Genomic DNA, 14,265 nt, shown 5'->3' with positions numbered 1-14,265 from the left:
TTTATTTAAATAAAATTATATAATGTTTAATTATAACGAATTATCCGCACTCTTGCCTATTTTATTATTTTGACAAACCAAATCAACTATACCGATACAGACCTTTGCGTTAAGTGTGGATTATGCCTACCACAGTGCCCCACGTACAATTTAACTAAAAATGAAAACGAATCACCACGTGGCCGCCTAGCCCTCATTCAAGGTTGGTCAGAAGACCATCTCGAACTAACAAACACGCTTAGCGAGCACATTGATAACTGCTTAACGTGTAGAGCCTGCGAACAAATGTGCCCCGCCAAAGTACCATATGCTAGGCTCATCAACGACTTTCGTGGCGACACAAACACCACCGAGCATAATAAATTAAGCCTGTTAGAACGCTCATTCATTAGTCGCCTCAAAGGACAATACAGGAAAAGTCTAAACTTTTTTCTGCGTTTTTATCAGAAAGTTGGTTTAAGTAAACTCCCTTTACAACTAAATACTTATTTGCCCGCCAAAATTTCCTCTAATCAGTTTAACGAAACATACCCGACATTGGTTGCAGAAAGGCGAGGGCACGTTGCGCTCTTTACTGGTTGCGCCACAGAGGTGCTTGATTCTAAAACACTAGAAGATACTGTCTTCCTTCTTCAACATTGTGGCTTTGACGTTTCCATTCCCCCAAACCAATATTGTTGTGGCGCGATAGATTTACACGCTGGCAATCATCAGCAAGCACTAAAGCTCGCCCAAAACAACCAAAACACGTTTGATAATACACACTACGATGCCGTCATTACGGTCGCCAGTGGTTGCGGTTCTACCTTAGCCGAATATGACCATGCTCTATCAAAAAAAGTCGTTGATATCAGTGATTTTATTGCGCCTTATTTAAGTACACTCACATTCAAACCACTGAAAGCATCGGCTTGGCTTCACACCCCTTGCACCTTAAAAAATGTTCACCCCTCAACCACCGATATTACTGAACTACTTGCTAATATCAATGAATTAAACATCCGCTCTTTCGAACCCAATCAAATGTGTTGCGGCGCGGCTGGTAGCTACATGCTCACCCACAAAGAAACCGCAACCACCCTACGCGATCAAACCATTGCTCCTTTAAAAGATCACACAATTGATTATTTACTAACCAGTAATGTAGGCTGCGCACTGCATATCCGCTCTGGTTTAAAACAAGCAGGGCTTAACACCACCACCTTGCATCCGGTATCATTACTAGCACAACAACTAAAGGTATAACCATGCAAAGAGCTTACTCCACCGCTGACAACCTCATTGCTCATGCCGACCGTGTGTTACGAACCTTAGCGGGGCATGCTAAAACAACAGGGCGAGAAAACCCGTCTGACGCCGTCGAAGATAACGACCTTAATGAAGACGAAGCTAAATTATCAGCGCAACTGATGCGTGTAAACCATGCTGGCGAAGTCGCTGCCCAAGCCTTATATCAGGGTCAGTCATTAACTGCTCGCAACAAGGCCGTGCAAGAAAAACTGACCCAAGCTGCCGAAGAAGAAAATGATCATCTTGTTTGGTGTCGCAAACGTCTTGACCAGCTTGGCGAAAAAACCAGCATTCTAGACCCTGCTTGGTATTTGGGCTCTTTAGCCATTGGCGCCACCGCCGGTTTAGCCGGCGACAAATGGAGCCTCGGTTTTTTAGCCGAAACAGAGAAACAGGTCGTTCAACATATTGATAGCCATCTCGAAAAGCTACCCGACAACGACCATAAAACCCGTGCCATCCTTGAACAAATGCACGAGGATGAAAACCAGCACGCCACCAGCGCCATCGAGCAAGGCGGGGCTGAGTTACCTGCCCCCATTAAACAAGGCATGCGGCTTGTTTCAAAAATCATGACAAAAACATCTTTTTGGGTTTAGTCTTAAATGAGCAATAACTGGGAAGACCTTGTCAATTTTGACAAGCAACACATTTGGCATCCTTATACCAGCCTAAGCCACCCAACACCTGTTTTCCCCGTAAAATCAGCTTCTGACGTTCGATTAACGCTTGAAGATGGCCGTGAATTGATTGATGGCATGTCATCTTGGTGGGCGGCCATTCATGGCTACAATCACCCCACTTTAAATGCCGCTATTGAAAACCAACTCAAATCTATGTCACATGTGATGTTTGGCGGCTTAACGCACAAACCTGCTGTTGATTTAGCAAAAAAACTCATCGACATCAGCCACGATGATTTACAACATGTATTCTTTGCCGATTCTGGTTCAGTCGCCGTTGAAGTTGCAATCAAAATGGCCCTTCAGTATTGCTCATCACTAGGCCAACCGCAAAAACAACGCTTATTAACCATTAAAAATGGTTATCACGGTGATACTTTTGGTGCGATGGCCGTTTGCGATCCCGATAATGGCATGCATCATCTATTTAGTAACGTTCTCGCTCAACACCTTTTTGCAAAAAGCCCTGATTGCCGAGACCAAACTACATACGATCAAGCCGCCATTGATGATTTTGAGCATTTATTAAAAGACAATATAGGTACTATTGCAGCCGTGATTATAGAACCGCTGGTGCAGGGCGCAGGCGGCATGCGGTTTTATAGCTCCGCCTATCTTAAAAAAGTACGTGAGCTGTGTGATGAGCACGATGTACTACTGATTCTGGATGAAATAGCCACTGGATTTGGCCGTACTGGAACCTTATTCGCCTACGAGCAAGCGCAAATTGCACCTGATATTTTATGCGTCGGAAAAGCGCTAACCGGCGGTTATGTAAGCCTCGCTGCCACGCTGTGCTCCAGCAAAGTAGCCGATGGTATTGGCGGAGGCCAACACCCAACCTTAATGCACGGTCCAACGTTTATGGCTAACCCTTTAGCCTGTGCAGTAGCTAATGCCAGTTTAGAGGTTTTATTGGCTTCGCCCTGGCAAACCTCGGTACAGAGGATTGAAAAACAATTACAATCTGAACTAGCGCCTTGTTCACAACTGAGCGCTGTAAAAGAGGTTCGTGTTAAAGGCGCGATTGGTGTCATTGAGCTGCATCAGCCCGTTGATATCGATTGGATACAACCCCGGTTTGTAGAACTCGGTGTATGGGTTCGTCCTTTTTCAACCCTCATCTACGTGATGCCCCCCTATATTATGACGACAGCTGATTTGTCAACACTAACATCAGCTATGCATCAAGTGGCCTGCGACATCGATACAATTAATGACCAACCAAAGGCGGGTGGCAAATAATTTGCACCGTTACGCCGCTAGGATCATAACAATAAAAACTTTTTGCGCCATCACGGTGTTTGCGTGGTTGAGTTTTCATTTTAACGCCATGATGTTTTAAAAACTCAAACCAATCATCTACATCGTCTTCTCGGTCCAGAAAAAAGCCAATATGGTCTAATGCTGGAACCCCTGCCTCTTCTCCTGTAACAACATGCAGGGCCAAGTTATCATTCCCTGAGGTTAAATAAACGTTCTGTTCATCTGGTCGCCATTCAACAGACATTCCCATTAACTCAACATAAAAATGCTCAGCGGCTACTAAGTCTTGTACATTTAACGCAACATGCCGTAAGCCAGTTGTTGGATTAGGCCGCTTCATTAGGCAACATCCACAATTTCATAATCATGGGTTATCTCAACAGCCTTACTCAACATAATAGAGGCCGAGCAGTACTTTTCAGCTGATAAATTAACAGCACGTGCAACAGCTTTGTCGGTTAAGCCCTTACCAGACACGATAAAATGAACGTGAATTTTAGTAAACACCGCAGGGACCTCTTCAGCACGCTCAGCATGAATTTCTGCCACACAATCGGTCACCTGTTGACGCGCTTTATCCAAAATCATTTTTACATCAAACGCTGTACAACCGCCCATACCAGTTAACAACATTTCCATTGGCCGAGGCCCTAAATTTCTACCGCCATTTGCTGGCGCACCATCCATTACAACGGTATGCCCACTGCCTGATTCGCCAAGAAACATCGCGCCTTCAACCCACTTTATTCTTACATCCATTTTCAAACCCTTGTTTTAATTTTAGGCGCAAAGAATATCATAAAACCAGCCAGCAACATGACGTTTGCTAAACCGACCATCAAAAGGCTTACGACGTAGGTTATTTCAAATAATCTCTGTTACACTTTGGGGAATGAGCACAAAAAAAAACCTTCTTAATTTTTCTGGTATGTCGGATGAAACCTTTGCTAGGTTTATCCGCTTTTGCCACCGACACGAATACCCGAATAAAACAGATATTATTCAGCCCGGCGATGAGATAAACACTTTATATTATTTTATTGAAGGGTCCGCCTACGTATGCATCGATGAAGTCGATGGTCACGAATTTATTCTCGCCAATTTAAGTCGCGGAGACTTCCTTGGCGAAGCGAGTTTTTTTGAACCGACCCTGACACGTGACAAACAAAACGTTTACGTTCAAACCTCTTCTTCCTGCCAGCTTGCGGGCATTAGTTATAACCGCTTAAACTCTTTACTTAAGAATGAGCTCCAAGCAGATAGCAAAGAAATTATTACCGTACTAGGCCGCCAATTGGCCAAGCGTCTATTGCAAACCAGTCGCAAAGCTGGGCGTTTAGCATTCTTAGACGTCAGTGGCCGTGTTGCTCGAACATTAATCGACTTAACCGAGGCCCCTGAAGCGATGACCCATCCCGATGGCATGCAAATTAAAATTACGCGACAAGACCTAGGCCGAATGGTCGGCTGCTCACGTGAAATGGCTGGTCGGGTTCTAAAAACAATGGGCGAAGATGGATTGATTGAAGTCAGCGGCAAAACAATCTTGGTAAAAAAGGCTCGCTAAGCAATTAGCCTTTTTAAGGCCTCGCCAGGATCATCGCAACGCATAAAGGCCTCACCTATCAAAAAGGTATGCACCTGATGCTCTTTTAACATGCTAATGTCTTCAGGTTTGTGCAAGCCGCTTTCACTCACAACAATAACTCCATCAGGAATATGCTCCAATAAGTCCACCGTGGTTTTTAATGACGTGTCAAAGGTTCTTAAATCCCTGTTATTTATGCCAATCAAGGCTAAATCCAACCGTAACGCACGCTCTAACTCATCCGCATCATGAACTTCTACCAGCACATCTAAACCTAACTCGCCAGCTAATTGATACAAGCCCTGTAATGTCTCATCATCAAGCGCAGCAACAATCAATAAAATACAGTCTGCGCCGATCGCACGAGCCTCATACACTTGATAAGGGTCTACAATAAAGTCTTTACGAATAACCGGCAGCTTGCACGCTGTTCTTGCTTGTTTTAAATACGCTTCTGAGCCTTGAAAAAAATCCTTATCGGTCAGTACCGACAAGCAAGCAGCACCACCTGCTTCATAGCTGGCTGCTATCTCAGCTGGGTTAAAATTCTCGCGCAACAAGCCTTTACTCGGTGACGCTTTTTTTACTTCAGCAATCACCGCGGTTTCACCGTTACTCAGTTTTTTCTTAATCGATTTAACAAAACCACGAACCGGCGAAGCCTGTGCAATTTGCTGCTTTAAATCATCAATGGAAAAACGCTCAAGCCTCTCGGCAACCTCTTGGTGCTTACGCGCTACTATTTTTTTTAGAACGTCGGGGGTATCACTCATCTTTAAAGCCTTGTGTTTTCTCTTTTAGTTCAGCCATTTTTTGCAAAGCTTTACCATTGTTTATGGTCTCAAGCGCCAATGCAACACCAGACTTAATGCTGTCTGACTTACCACAAACATATAATGCGGCACCCGCATTAAGCGCAAGCATGTCCGCCGCCTTTTTACCTTCTGTTGTTTTTTGTAAGCCCAGAGCATCGTTTATTAAAGCCAGTGACTCACTAGCACTGTTGACCGTTAAGCCAATTAAGCTTTGACTCGCAACCCCCATTTCTTCAGGCGTTATTTTGTATTCAACAACATGTCCATTTTTTAATTCTGCGACGTATGTTGGAGTGGCTAAACTAATTTCGTCCAACCCATCTTGCGCATGCACCACAAGCACACGCTCACTGCCTAATCGCTGCAAAACATTCGCGATAGGTTGGCATAAAGCTTCGTTAAACACCCCTATCACCTGCGACTTTACGCCAGCTGGGTTTGTCATTGGCCCCAACATATTAAAAATGGTTCGTTGAGATAATTCTGTACGCGGCCCAATAGTATGCTTCATCGCACTATGGTGAGCGGGGGCAAACATAAAGCCGATACCCACCTGTTGAATACACTGAGCCACCTGCTCTGGCGTTAAACTTAGGTTGATGCCGGCTGCTTCTAGCACATCCGCACTACCTGTTGAACTGGAAACCGAGCGATTACCATGCTTGGCCACTTTCGCGCCGGCTGCTGACACAACAAAAGCACTTGCCGTTGAAACATTGAATAAATCTGAACCGTCACCACCTGTTCCACAGGTGTCAACTAGAAAATCACCACTCACTGGCACAGTTGCTGCCAACTCACGCATCACAATAGCGGCACCTTCAATTTCGTCGAGCGACTCCCCTTTCATTCTCAATGCGACTAGAAAACCGCCAATTTGCGCCTCTGTTGCTGCACCTGACATAATCTGGCGCATAACATCGATCATCTCATCGGTAGCAAGATCTTGATGGTTAATAGCTGTTTCAAGCCCTTGTTTAATATCCATTGTTCAGACCTTGTATAAAAAGTTGTTTAATAAATCATGCCCGTGTTCAGTCAAAATGGACTCTGGGTGAAACTGTACACCTTCAACCTCTAACTCTCGGTGCTTAAAGCCCATAATTTCATCCATTTCACCTGTTTCCGTTTCCGTCCATGCTGTTATTTCCAAACAGTCTGGTAAGGAGTCTTTTTCCACCACCAATGAATGGTAACGTGTGGCTTTAAATGGATTACTTAAACCAGTAAAAACGCCGCTATTATTGTGGTGCATATCCGATGTTTTACCATGCATAATTTTCTTTGCGTGAACAACCTTTCCACCAAAAACTTCACCAATACTCTGGTGCCCTAAACAAACGCCTAAAATCGGCACAGAACCAGCCATTTGCTTAATAAGTTCAACAGAAATACCCGCTTGAGTTGGGGTACAAGGCCCCGGCGAGATCACTAACCGATCGGCCTGCATCGCAATTACTTCATCAATAGTCGCTTGGTCGTTGCGCACAACATGCACATCGGCGCCTAGCTCAGCAAAATATTGCACCAAGTTATAGGTAAAGGAATCATAGTTATCAATCATCACTAATTTACACGTGGCCATTAACCTTCACCTTCTTCTAAACCATGTTTTGCCATCGCCACTGCTTTAAAAATAGCCCGTCCTTTATTCATTGTTTCTGCCCACTCGTTCTCTGGCACAGAATCATGCACGATGCCTGCGCCCGCCTGAATATTCAACTGCCCATCCTTTATCACTGCTGTTCGAATAGCAATGGCTGTATCTAAATTTCCCGACCACGACAGGTAACCAACAGCACCCGAATAAATGCCGCGCTTAACCGGCTCCAACTCGTCAATAATTTGCATTGCCCTCACCTTTGGCGCACCACTAACGGTACCCGCAGGAAAGGTCGCTTCCAAGACATCAATAGCATTAAGGCCAGCCTCTAGTTGCCCTGTCACATTCGATACAATGTGCATAACATGAGAATAACGCTCAATGACCATTTTATCGGTTAATTCTACGGTACCTGTTTTGCAGACACGCCCCGCATCATTACGGCCTAAGTCAATCAACATTAAATGTTCGGCGCATTCTTTAGGGTCTGCCAGCAACTCTTTCTCCAAGGCCTCATCTTCTTCACGTGTCGCACCTCTCGGGCGGGTACCGGCAATGGGTCGAACCGTTACCTGCTCATCTTCCAAGCGCGTTAAAATTTCTGGCGATGAGCCAACAACATATGTATCGTCTAAGTTTAAATGGTACATGTATGGAGATGGGTTCAAGCACCGTAGTGCACGATACAAGTCTATTGGCGGCTCTTCATAAGGGATGCTCATCCTTTGCGATAAGACCACCTGCATCACATCGCCTTCAACGATATAGTCTTTTACCGTTTTAACCGCTTCTTGAAAGCCTTCTTGAGTGAACCCCGAAACGAACCCAGACTCATCAATCGCTGGTGATTGACTTTGCCCAAACGTAGAGCGTATTTCAGTAGTATTTAATTGAAGGCTAAGCTCTTCAAGACGACTCAAACCATCTTGGTAGGCAGTCTCCAGCGTTGGATCAACGTGAGTCACAATCATTATTTGATTGTTAACGTTATCAAAAATCAACACTTCTTCAGAAATCATTAATAAGATATCTGGGGAACCTATTGGATCTTCTTTTTTATTTTGCTGGCTGTTTTCTGCGACTTTTGGCTCGATATAATGAATAGTCTCATAACCAAAGTACCCAACCAAGCCGCCACTAAATCGTGGCAGGCCATCAATATCCGGTATATTAAATGTCGATGCGTACTGTCTCACCCAATCTAAAGGGGCATCACTACTGAGGCTGTTTGTTAGTCGACCATTCGATTCCAAGCGAATGTTGTTACCCGATATTTTAATCACTTCGTTACACGGTAGACCAATAATCGAGTAACGCCCCCAATTCTCGCCACCTTGTACAGATTCAAAAAGATAACTATAAGGCCCATTAGCCAGTTTCATATAGGCGCTTAATGGGGTTTCTAGGTCGGCCAAAATCGTTTTCATCAGGGGAATTTTGCTATAGCCCTGATCGGCATATTGTTTAAATTTTTCGGGTGTCATCACACGGTCTCTTAATTACTTCATCAATGGTTTTAATGCTTCTGCTAAATCATTCAGCCGAACCGCCATCGTTTTTTCATTAGTTTTACATCACCCATATTTGGCACCTTCTCTTATGCGGCTTTTTCCAGCAACTGCGCTATTTCTGAAAAGTGTTGTATGACAACATCAGCACCTAATTGATGCACATCATCCTCACCGTGATAACCGTAACTGACACAGATGGAATAAAAACCAGCTGCTTGGGCCGCTATAATATCATTGACCGAATCACCCACCATAATAGACTGCTCAGGTAATACGTTAAAAAACTTCGCCGTCTCTAATAGTGGCATCGGGTGTGGTTTTCGGTGCTCAAAGCTATCACCGCAGACAACTTTATCAAAAAATTGGCTCAGCCCTATTTCCTTTAATAAAGGCAGCGTAAATTGTTCTGGCTTATTAGTAATACAGGCCATAGCTATTCCTGCCCGTTTGAAAGCAGCTAATGTGTCTTCCACCCCATTATAAAGCTCACTGTCGGTATTTAGGTTATCTGCGTAGTGCTTTAGGAATATTGGATAGGCTTTATCAAACAAGTCTTTCGGTATATCGCCATTAATATCCCCCGACAAGGCACGTTTTACTAGTACGCGTGCGCCATTACCAATCCAGCCACGCACGTTGTCTTGTTGTTGCGTTGGTAAATTTAACTCCGCCAATGTTAGTTGCACTGCTTTTGCTAAGTCAGGCACGCTATCCAATAATGTGCCATCTAAATCAAAGGCCACTAACTTTGTTTGGCAATTGTCACGCAATGTTTTCAAGCAACTGCCTTTGCTATTTTCTCACGCATAGCTGCAATAGTTTTTGCATAATCATCGGTGTTAAAGATGGCCGAACCAGCGACAAACATATCTGCACCGGCAGCGGCAATTTCACCGATATTATCAATCTTTACACCACCATCTACTTCAAGCCGAATATCAGCCCCACTCACATCAATACGTTGACGAACTTGACGTAATTTCTCCAACGTAGAAGGAATAAAGCTTTGCCCGCCAAAGCCTGGGTTTACCGACATCAATAAAATCACATCGAGCTTATCCATCACGTGATCTAGATAACTTAATGGCGTTGCTGGATTAAAAACTAACCCTGCCTTGCAACCTAATTCTTTAATGAGGCCTAAACTGCGGTCTATATGTTCAGATGCCTCAGGGTGGAAGGTAATATAGCTAGCCCCTGCTTTTGCAAAATCAGGAATAATTCGGTCTACTGGTTTGACCATTAAATGGACATCAATCGGTGCAGTTACGCCATGATTGCGCAGCGCCTCACACACTAATGGCCCAATGGTTAAATTCGGCACATAATGATTGTCCATCACATCGAAATGCACGACATCTGCACCTGCAAATAGCACATTGTCGACCTCTTCGCCCAAACGAGCAAAATCAGCCGATAAAATAGACGGTGCAATTAAGGGTGTTTTCATTTCTTAAGCAACTTTTTAATAAAGGAAGAAGGGTACCCGAATTTGCATTTTATTTCATCTCCATTAGCCCTATAGGCCTTACATCGCGGCTTATCTTAACCGCCTAATAGATAAAAACTTTTGTTCTGCAGTAATGTGCATTTCAAACACACCATAAATTCCATCATGCGTTAAAAACTGTCGCACATTATCTGCCGAAAACTCTATTCGTCTTCCGTCGCTAGCGATGGTTGAGATTTTGTTCGCATGGCCTTTATAAACAGATAAATATTTTTCTGCTGAAATAGCCAATTTAAAGATTAACCGTTGATCTTGCATGCCCGTATTTTACCCATGTAAAAACTGTTTTCATATCTGACAAAAAACCATTGTATGAATTAGCAGTGCTAATACCTGCTTTAGTCTAGATTTTTTACGTACACTAATGCACCATGAGCACTTCAATTCATTCACATAATACTTCTCAACCATGCCTAAAAAACTATTACCTTTTTTAGCATTCAGTTTTGGTCTACTTGCTAGCGGTTTTGCATTTTGCGCAGACTTAGACAAAGAAAAGCGCATCGCAGAAAGCGTCAAAGACAGTATTATCATTGGCGACATACTGACTTTAAAAACCGACAGTGTCGAGTTTTTGGGGCTACTTAATAATGAAGAGCCTGAACAGTTGCGCGGTAGTATTATTATTTTGCATGGCATGGGCTCAAACCCAAATGCACCACAAATCATTCGACCATTGCGTAGTCAACTGGCACAAATGGGCTGGGTCACCGCATCCATTCAACTCCCAATGGCTTCTGATGATGCCTCTATTAACGATCATTTAGCTTTAATTAAAGAAAGCGGCCCTAGAATCGAGTCGACCTTAAACTACATGCGTGAAAACTTTGACAACCACCCTTGCGTATTAATAGCACATAGCTTGGGTGGCATTATGGCAACAAATTTTCTAGCCCAACAAGACAAAAAAGCCTGTGATGCTCTTGTACTAATTGGCTTACCCACCTTGGCCTCTGACTTACCAGAAGCTCAAGCAACTGAACATTTAAGGGACTTATCCATCCCTGTTCTCGACATCTTTGGCAGCCAAGACCTTGATAATGTAAAAAAAACCGCTCCTATGCGAAAATTAGCGCTGGTTAAGAGCAACCCTCTTAACCGTCAAGTTGAAATCTCAGGTGCCGACCATCTCTTTACTGGTTTAAATGACACCTTGGTTTTATCGATACATAATTGGCTTATACACGTTTTTAAACACCCTCTTCAATCACAATAAAAAAGGAATACTCATGATCTCTCTAGCAATTAGTCTGCACGCTTTATCTTCTGTTATTTGGGTAGGCGGAATGTTTTTCGCTTACCTTGTTTTACGCCCCAGTATTGCCACCCAACTTGATTCTCCTCAACAACTCAGCTTGTGGTCCACTGTGTTTGCCAAATTCTTCCCTTGGGTCTGGGTTTGCGTTGTACTACTACTTGGCACAGGTTTTTGGCTTATTTTCAATAAATTTGGCGGCATGAAATATGTTGCACCCTATGTTCACCTCATGATGAGCATGGGTATCATTATGGTGCTTATTTTTATGCATATCTTCTTTGCACCTACACGTAAATTAAAACGCGCCGTTACTGAACAGAACTGGGAAGGCGCGGCTAAAAGCCTAGGACAAATTCGTCTGTTAATTGCCATCAACCTTATCATTGGGCTGAGTGTTATCGTTATTGCTACCGCTGGCCGATACATGGTTGGTTAACGCGGACCTTTTGAGCAAAACCCTATCAATTAAAAAAACAACCTGTCTTATGAACAAAAGTTTAGTCACCAATTTATTGGCAGTTGGCATTATTATCGCTAGTTTTTTTACCCCGCTATACACTGAGAATATTAGAGCCATTGGTGTTTTCGCGCTTTCTGGCGCAGTTACCAATTGGATTGCGGTTCATATGCTTTTCGAAAAAGTACCTTTTCTATATGGCTCTGGCATTATTCCTGCTCATTTCGAAGAGTTCAAACGCGGCATTCAAGACCTGATCATGCGGCAATTTTTTACGCAGGAAAATATACAACGTTTTCTACAGCGTGAAGAAGATGCCGCCCAACAGCTGTTTAATGTTGAACCACTTCTTGATCGGCTTGATTATGACCAACTCTTTCAAGGACTGGTTGATGCGATTGCCGAGTCATCCTTTGGCAGCATGCTAGCCATGGTTGGTGGCGTTGCTGCGCTCGACCCTTTGAAAGAACCTGTGTGTAAAAAGATTCGCTTAACACTTGCACAGATGACCCAAAGCCCAGCATTTATCGACGCCATACATGAAGGCATTAATGCTCAGCAAATCAGCGGTGATTTAATCGATGACATTGAGGCTATTGTCGAAAAAAGACTAGATGAATTGACACCCGATATGGTCAAAATCATTATCCAGCAAATGATTAAAGAACATTTGGGTTGGTTAGTGGTATGGGGCGGCGTTTTTGGCGCGATGATCGGTTTTGTGTTTAGCCTTTTATAACAAACCGGTCACACCAATAATAGGTTACTCAGCAACCCGTAATACTAACGCTACGCGCCTATTTTTACTGCGCCCCTCGTCCTTTATATTGCTAGCTATCGGCCGAGTATCTGCATAACCAATAGCGCTTAATCGTTGTGGAGCAATACCACGACCGATTAAATACCGCGTGACACTCGTCGCTCTTGCAGATGATAACTCCCAATTTGATAAGAACCTTGGCGTAGAAATCGGCTGATTATCTGTATGACCTTCCACCAGAATATGCCAAGGGCGCTGCTTTAACATCAGCGCTATTTCATCTAGCACCCGCTCACCAGAGCGGCTTAACGTAGCATCTGCAGGGAAAAATAAAATACTATCGCTCATCGCCAGCTTAATAATATTTTGCTCTTCTACCACGCTCACCCGGTCTTTTAAATGACTAAGGTAAACCTGATCTAAAAAGGCACCGTTATCAACAGAGGGAGATATTTGCATGGCTTTAGCTGCCCGAGACTTTTCCTCTGCCGACTGAATGCCTTGTTGTTGATACCCGAGCAGCAAAACAAACAGTGTCACCATTAATAGCAATAGATCAATATAACTTACCGCCCACGACTCATTGTCCTCTACTGGAAGCAGCGTTTCACTAGACTGTGACCTTCGTTCAATCGACATGAGAGGCCATTAAAGGTAATAATTTAGACAGTCTACTTTTAGTGGTGGCTCTTTTTGTTTCAGGTTTTGTGTCTGCTGGTATTCCGTGTGCTTCTAACATGTCACGAATCACAAAAGGGTGTTTCTTTTGATACACCATCACCAAGCCTTCTAACAATACATTAAGGTGCGCGGCATGCTCTGCCGTAACTTTTTCCAATTTAATCGCCAGTGGTTTACATACCAAATTAGCAACAACCAAACCATATAATGTTGTCAGCAGAGCAAACCCCATTGTGACACCGACTTCATCCAAGCCTACATCGCCCAAACCATAAAGCATATGTATCATACCCAGTAAGGTTCCTAGCATCCCAAACGCAGGGGCATAACTCGACATTAAACGTAAAATCTGTGATTTTTCCTGATTGACTACTAGCAAACGAGCTCGCTCTTTTCGCAGGATAGTATCAATATCTTCTAACGAGGTTCTATCAAGAATAAGCTGGACGCCTTTCCTTAATAACGGCTGTTGCGCCAATTTAATTTCTTGCTCTAGCACTCGCAGTTGAGAGGAGCGATACAACTGCGCACAACGGAGCAATTGTTTAAACTCCGCACGCCCTTGAAACGCTTTTTCTTTCCCTTGAATAATATCAGGCAATTCGCGTAACAACTGCACTACTTTATGTTTCGGTTTGCTAAGCATCACAGCACATAAAGTACCACCTAACACTACCAGCAACCCAGGGACATTGATCAACGCAAACAAATGGCTAGGGGAAATCAACACAACTACCGAACCTAACAACATCAACAGCGTTACATTAAAAACCGACAAAAATCGCATCATCTAACCCTTTATTTATTAATCTTAATAAAAACAAAGCAATTGATATGCCTATT

The 14,265-nt window shown here is 43.5% G+C and carries 18 protein-coding genes; 7 read left to right on the top strand and 11 right to left on the bottom strand.

Annotated features, from left to right (window positions below; all coding sequences use genetic code 11):
* Positions 1-69: 69 nt before the first annotated feature.
* Genes CYCME_RS02130 through bioA form a run of 3 tightly spaced genes read left to right on the top strand, consistent with a single transcriptional unit; the run spans position 70 to position 3,218 of the window.
* The gene (locus CYCME_RS02130) at positions 70-1,245 is read left to right on the top strand and encodes a (Fe-S)-binding protein (RefSeq protein WP_020931993.1); all 1,176 of its coding nucleotides are present in this window, start codon (positions 70-72) and stop codon (positions 1,243-1,245) included.
* Between the two features lie 2 nt (positions 1,246-1,247).
* On the top strand, positions 1,248-1,889 hold the full coding sequence (coq7, locus tag CYCME_RS02125; RefSeq protein WP_020931992.1) for a 2-polyprenyl-3-methyl-6-methoxy-1,4-benzoquinone monooxygenase: 642 nt from the start codon (positions 1,248-1,250) through the stop codon (positions 1,887-1,889).
* Positions 1,890-1,895: 6 nt separating this feature from the next.
* Positions 1,896-3,218, top strand: coding sequence for an adenosylmethionine--8-amino-7-oxononanoate transaminase (gene bioA / locus CYCME_RS02120; protein WP_020931991.1), 1,323 nt, complete (start codon positions 1,896-1,898; stop codon positions 3,216-3,218).
* On the opposite strand, the gene CYCME_RS02115 is transcribed toward bioA, so the two are convergent.
* Both CYCME_RS02115 and CYCME_RS02110 read right to left on the bottom strand, forming a co-directional pair.
* Positions 3,187-3,579, bottom strand: coding sequence for a VOC family protein (locus CYCME_RS02115; protein ID WP_015006797.1), 393 nt, complete (start codon positions 3,577-3,579; stop codon positions 3,187-3,189). The two genes, bioA and CYCME_RS02115, sit on opposite strands and share 32 nt — an antisense overlap.
* The gene (locus CYCME_RS02110; RefSeq protein ID WP_020931990.1) at positions 3,579-3,998 is read right to left on the bottom strand and encodes an OsmC family protein; all 420 of its coding nucleotides are present in this window, start codon (positions 3,996-3,998) and stop codon (positions 3,579-3,581) included. The genes CYCME_RS02115 and CYCME_RS02110 overlap by 1 nt, the downstream gene beginning before the upstream one ends.
* Positions 3,999-4,131: 133 nt before the next feature.
* Here CYCME_RS02110 and crp point away from each other — a divergent pair, with 133 nt between their 5' ends.
* A complete protein-coding gene (gene crp, locus CYCME_RS02105) occupies positions 4,132-4,806 on the top strand; it encodes a cAMP-activated global transcriptional regulator CRP (RefSeq protein ID WP_015006799.1) in 675 nt (224 codons plus the stop codon).
* Here the strand turns inward: crp and trpC are convergent.
* The 7 genes from trpC to CYCME_RS02070 form a co-directional block, all read right to left on the bottom strand.
* Complete coding sequence (gene trpC / locus CYCME_RS02100; RefSeq protein WP_016390464.1) at positions 4,803-5,600, bottom strand: indole-3-glycerol phosphate synthase TrpC; 798 nt, start codon at positions 5,598-5,600, stop codon at positions 4,803-4,805. The genes crp and trpC overlap by 4 nt on opposite strands.
* On the bottom strand, positions 5,593-6,630 hold the full coding sequence (gene trpD / locus CYCME_RS02095; protein ID WP_020931988.1) for an anthranilate phosphoribosyltransferase: 1,038 nt from the start codon (positions 6,628-6,630) through the stop codon (positions 5,593-5,595). The genes trpC and trpD overlap by 8 nt, the downstream gene beginning before the upstream one ends.
* 3 nt (positions 6,631-6,633) lie before the next feature.
* A complete protein-coding gene (locus tag CYCME_RS02090; RefSeq protein WP_041932864.1) occupies positions 6,634-7,227 on the bottom strand; it encodes an anthranilate synthase component II in 594 nt (197 codons plus the stop codon).
* A complete protein-coding gene (gene trpE, locus CYCME_RS02085; RefSeq protein WP_020931986.1) occupies positions 7,227-8,729 on the bottom strand; it encodes an anthranilate synthase component I in 1,503 nt (500 codons plus the stop codon). The genes CYCME_RS02090 and trpE overlap by 1 nt, the downstream gene beginning before the upstream one ends.
* Before the next feature lie 113 nt (positions 8,730-8,842).
* The gene (locus CYCME_RS02080) at positions 8,843-9,535 is read right to left on the bottom strand and encodes a phosphoglycolate phosphatase (protein WP_020931985.1); all 693 of its coding nucleotides are present in this window, start codon (positions 9,533-9,535) and stop codon (positions 8,843-8,845) included.
* Positions 9,532-10,206, bottom strand: a complete 675-nt coding sequence (rpe, locus tag CYCME_RS02075) for a ribulose-phosphate 3-epimerase (RefSeq protein WP_015006805.1) — start codon at positions 10,204-10,206, stop codon at positions 9,532-9,534. The genes CYCME_RS02080 and rpe overlap by 4 nt, the downstream gene beginning before the upstream one ends.
* A 90-nt stretch (positions 10,207-10,296) precedes the next feature.
* A complete protein-coding gene (locus tag CYCME_RS02070) occupies positions 10,297-10,524 on the bottom strand; it encodes a DUF2835 domain-containing protein (RefSeq protein WP_020931984.1) in 228 nt (75 codons plus the stop codon).
* Between the two features lie 151 nt (positions 10,525-10,675).
* Here CYCME_RS02070 and CYCME_RS02065 point away from each other — a divergent pair, with 151 nt between their 5' ends.
* Genes CYCME_RS02065 through CYCME_RS02055 form a run of 3 tightly spaced genes read left to right on the top strand, consistent with a single transcriptional unit; the run spans position 10,676 to position 12,720 of the window.
* Positions 10,676-11,482, top strand: coding sequence for an alpha/beta fold hydrolase (locus CYCME_RS02065; RefSeq protein WP_020931983.1), 807 nt, complete (start codon positions 10,676-10,678; stop codon positions 11,480-11,482).
* Between the two features lie 13 nt (positions 11,483-11,495).
* Complete coding sequence (locus tag CYCME_RS02060; RefSeq protein ID WP_015006808.1) at positions 11,496-11,960, top strand: CopD family protein; 465 nt, start codon at positions 11,496-11,498, stop codon at positions 11,958-11,960.
* A 49-nt stretch (positions 11,961-12,009) separates the two neighbouring features.
* Positions 12,010-12,720 carry a DUF445 family protein gene (locus CYCME_RS02055; RefSeq protein WP_016390458.1) on the top strand — a complete coding sequence of 237 codons (711 nt, stop codon included), beginning with the start codon at positions 12,010-12,012 and terminating at the stop codon, positions 12,718-12,720.
* A 24-nt stretch (positions 12,721-12,744) separates the two neighbouring features.
* Here CYCME_RS02055 and CYCME_RS02050 read toward each other — a convergent pair whose 3' ends face one another.
* Complete coding sequence (locus CYCME_RS02050) at positions 12,745-13,380, bottom strand: OmpA/MotB family protein (protein ID WP_015006810.1); 636 nt, start codon at positions 13,378-13,380, stop codon at positions 12,745-12,747.
* A complete protein-coding gene (locus CYCME_RS02045; protein ID WP_223253213.1) occupies positions 13,370-14,212 on the bottom strand; it encodes a motility protein A in 843 nt (280 codons plus the stop codon). Before CYCME_RS02045 ends, CYCME_RS02050 begins: the two co-directional genes overlap by 11 nt.
* Between the last annotated feature and the right edge of the window lie 53 nt (positions 14,213-14,265).

The sequence above is a fragment of the Cycloclasticus zancles 78-ME genome, assembly GCF_000442595.1.
GTDB lineage: Bacteria > Pseudomonadota > Gammaproteobacteria > Methylococcales > Cycloclasticaceae > Cycloclasticus > Cycloclasticus pugetii.
The sequence above is the reverse complement of the archived record's forward strand: the minus strand, read 5'-3'. Positions and strand labels throughout refer to the sequence as shown.

Bases quoted from the DNA above. Each gene is read 5' to 3' on its own strand.
- coq7 (WP_020931992.1), top strand. From the start codon at position 1,248: ATGCAAAGAGCTTACTCCACCGCTGACAACCTCATTGCTCATGCCGAC.
- bioA (WP_020931991.1), top strand. From the start codon at position 1,896: ATGAGCAATAACTGGGAAGACCTTGTCAATTTTGACAAGCAACACATT.
- CYCME_RS02115 (WP_015006797.1), bottom strand. From the start codon at position 3,579: ATGAAGCGGCCTAATCCAACAACTGGCTTACGGCATGTTGCGTTAAAT.
- CYCME_RS02110 (WP_020931990.1), bottom strand. From the start codon at position 3,998: ATGGATGTAAGAATAAAGTGGGTTGAAGGCGCGATGTTTCTTGGCGAA.
- crp (WP_015006799.1), top strand. From the start codon at position 4,132: ATGAGCACAAAAAAAAACCTTCTTAATTTTTCTGGTATGTCGGATGAA.
- trpC (WP_016390464.1), bottom strand. From the start codon at position 5,600: ATGAGTGATACCCCCGACGTTCTAAAAAAAATAGTAGCGCGTAAGCAC.
- trpD (WP_020931988.1), bottom strand. From the start codon at position 6,630: ATGGATATTAAACAAGGGCTTGAAACAGCTATTAACCATCAAGATCTT.
- CYCME_RS02090 (WP_041932864.1), bottom strand. From the start codon at position 7,227: ATGGCCACGTGTAAATTAGTGATGATTGATAACTATGATTCCTTTACC.
- trpE (WP_020931986.1), bottom strand. From the start codon at position 8,729: ATGACACCCGAAAAATTTAAACAATATGCCGATCAGGGCTATAGCAAA.
- rpe (WP_015006805.1), bottom strand. From the start codon at position 10,206: ATGAAAACACCCTTAATTGCACCGTCTATTTTATCGGCTGATTTTGCT.
- CYCME_RS02070 (WP_020931984.1), bottom strand. From the start codon at position 10,524: ATGCAAGATCAACGGTTAATCTTTAAATTGGCTATTTCAGCAGAAAAA.
- CYCME_RS02065 (WP_020931983.1), top strand. From the start codon at position 10,676: ATGCCTAAAAAACTATTACCTTTTTTAGCATTCAGTTTTGGTCTACTT.
- CYCME_RS02060 (WP_015006808.1), top strand. From the start codon at position 11,496: ATGATCTCTCTAGCAATTAGTCTGCACGCTTTATCTTCTGTTATTTGG.
- CYCME_RS02055 (WP_016390458.1), top strand. From the start codon at position 12,010: ATGAACAAAAGTTTAGTCACCAATTTATTGGCAGTTGGCATTATTATC.
- CYCME_RS02050 (WP_015006810.1), bottom strand. From the start codon at position 13,380: ATGTCGATTGAACGAAGGTCACAGTCTAGTGAAACGCTGCTTCCAGTA.
- CYCME_RS02045 (WP_223253213.1), bottom strand. From the start codon at position 14,212: ATGATGCGATTTTTGTCGGTTTTTAATGTAACGCTGTTGATGTTGTTA.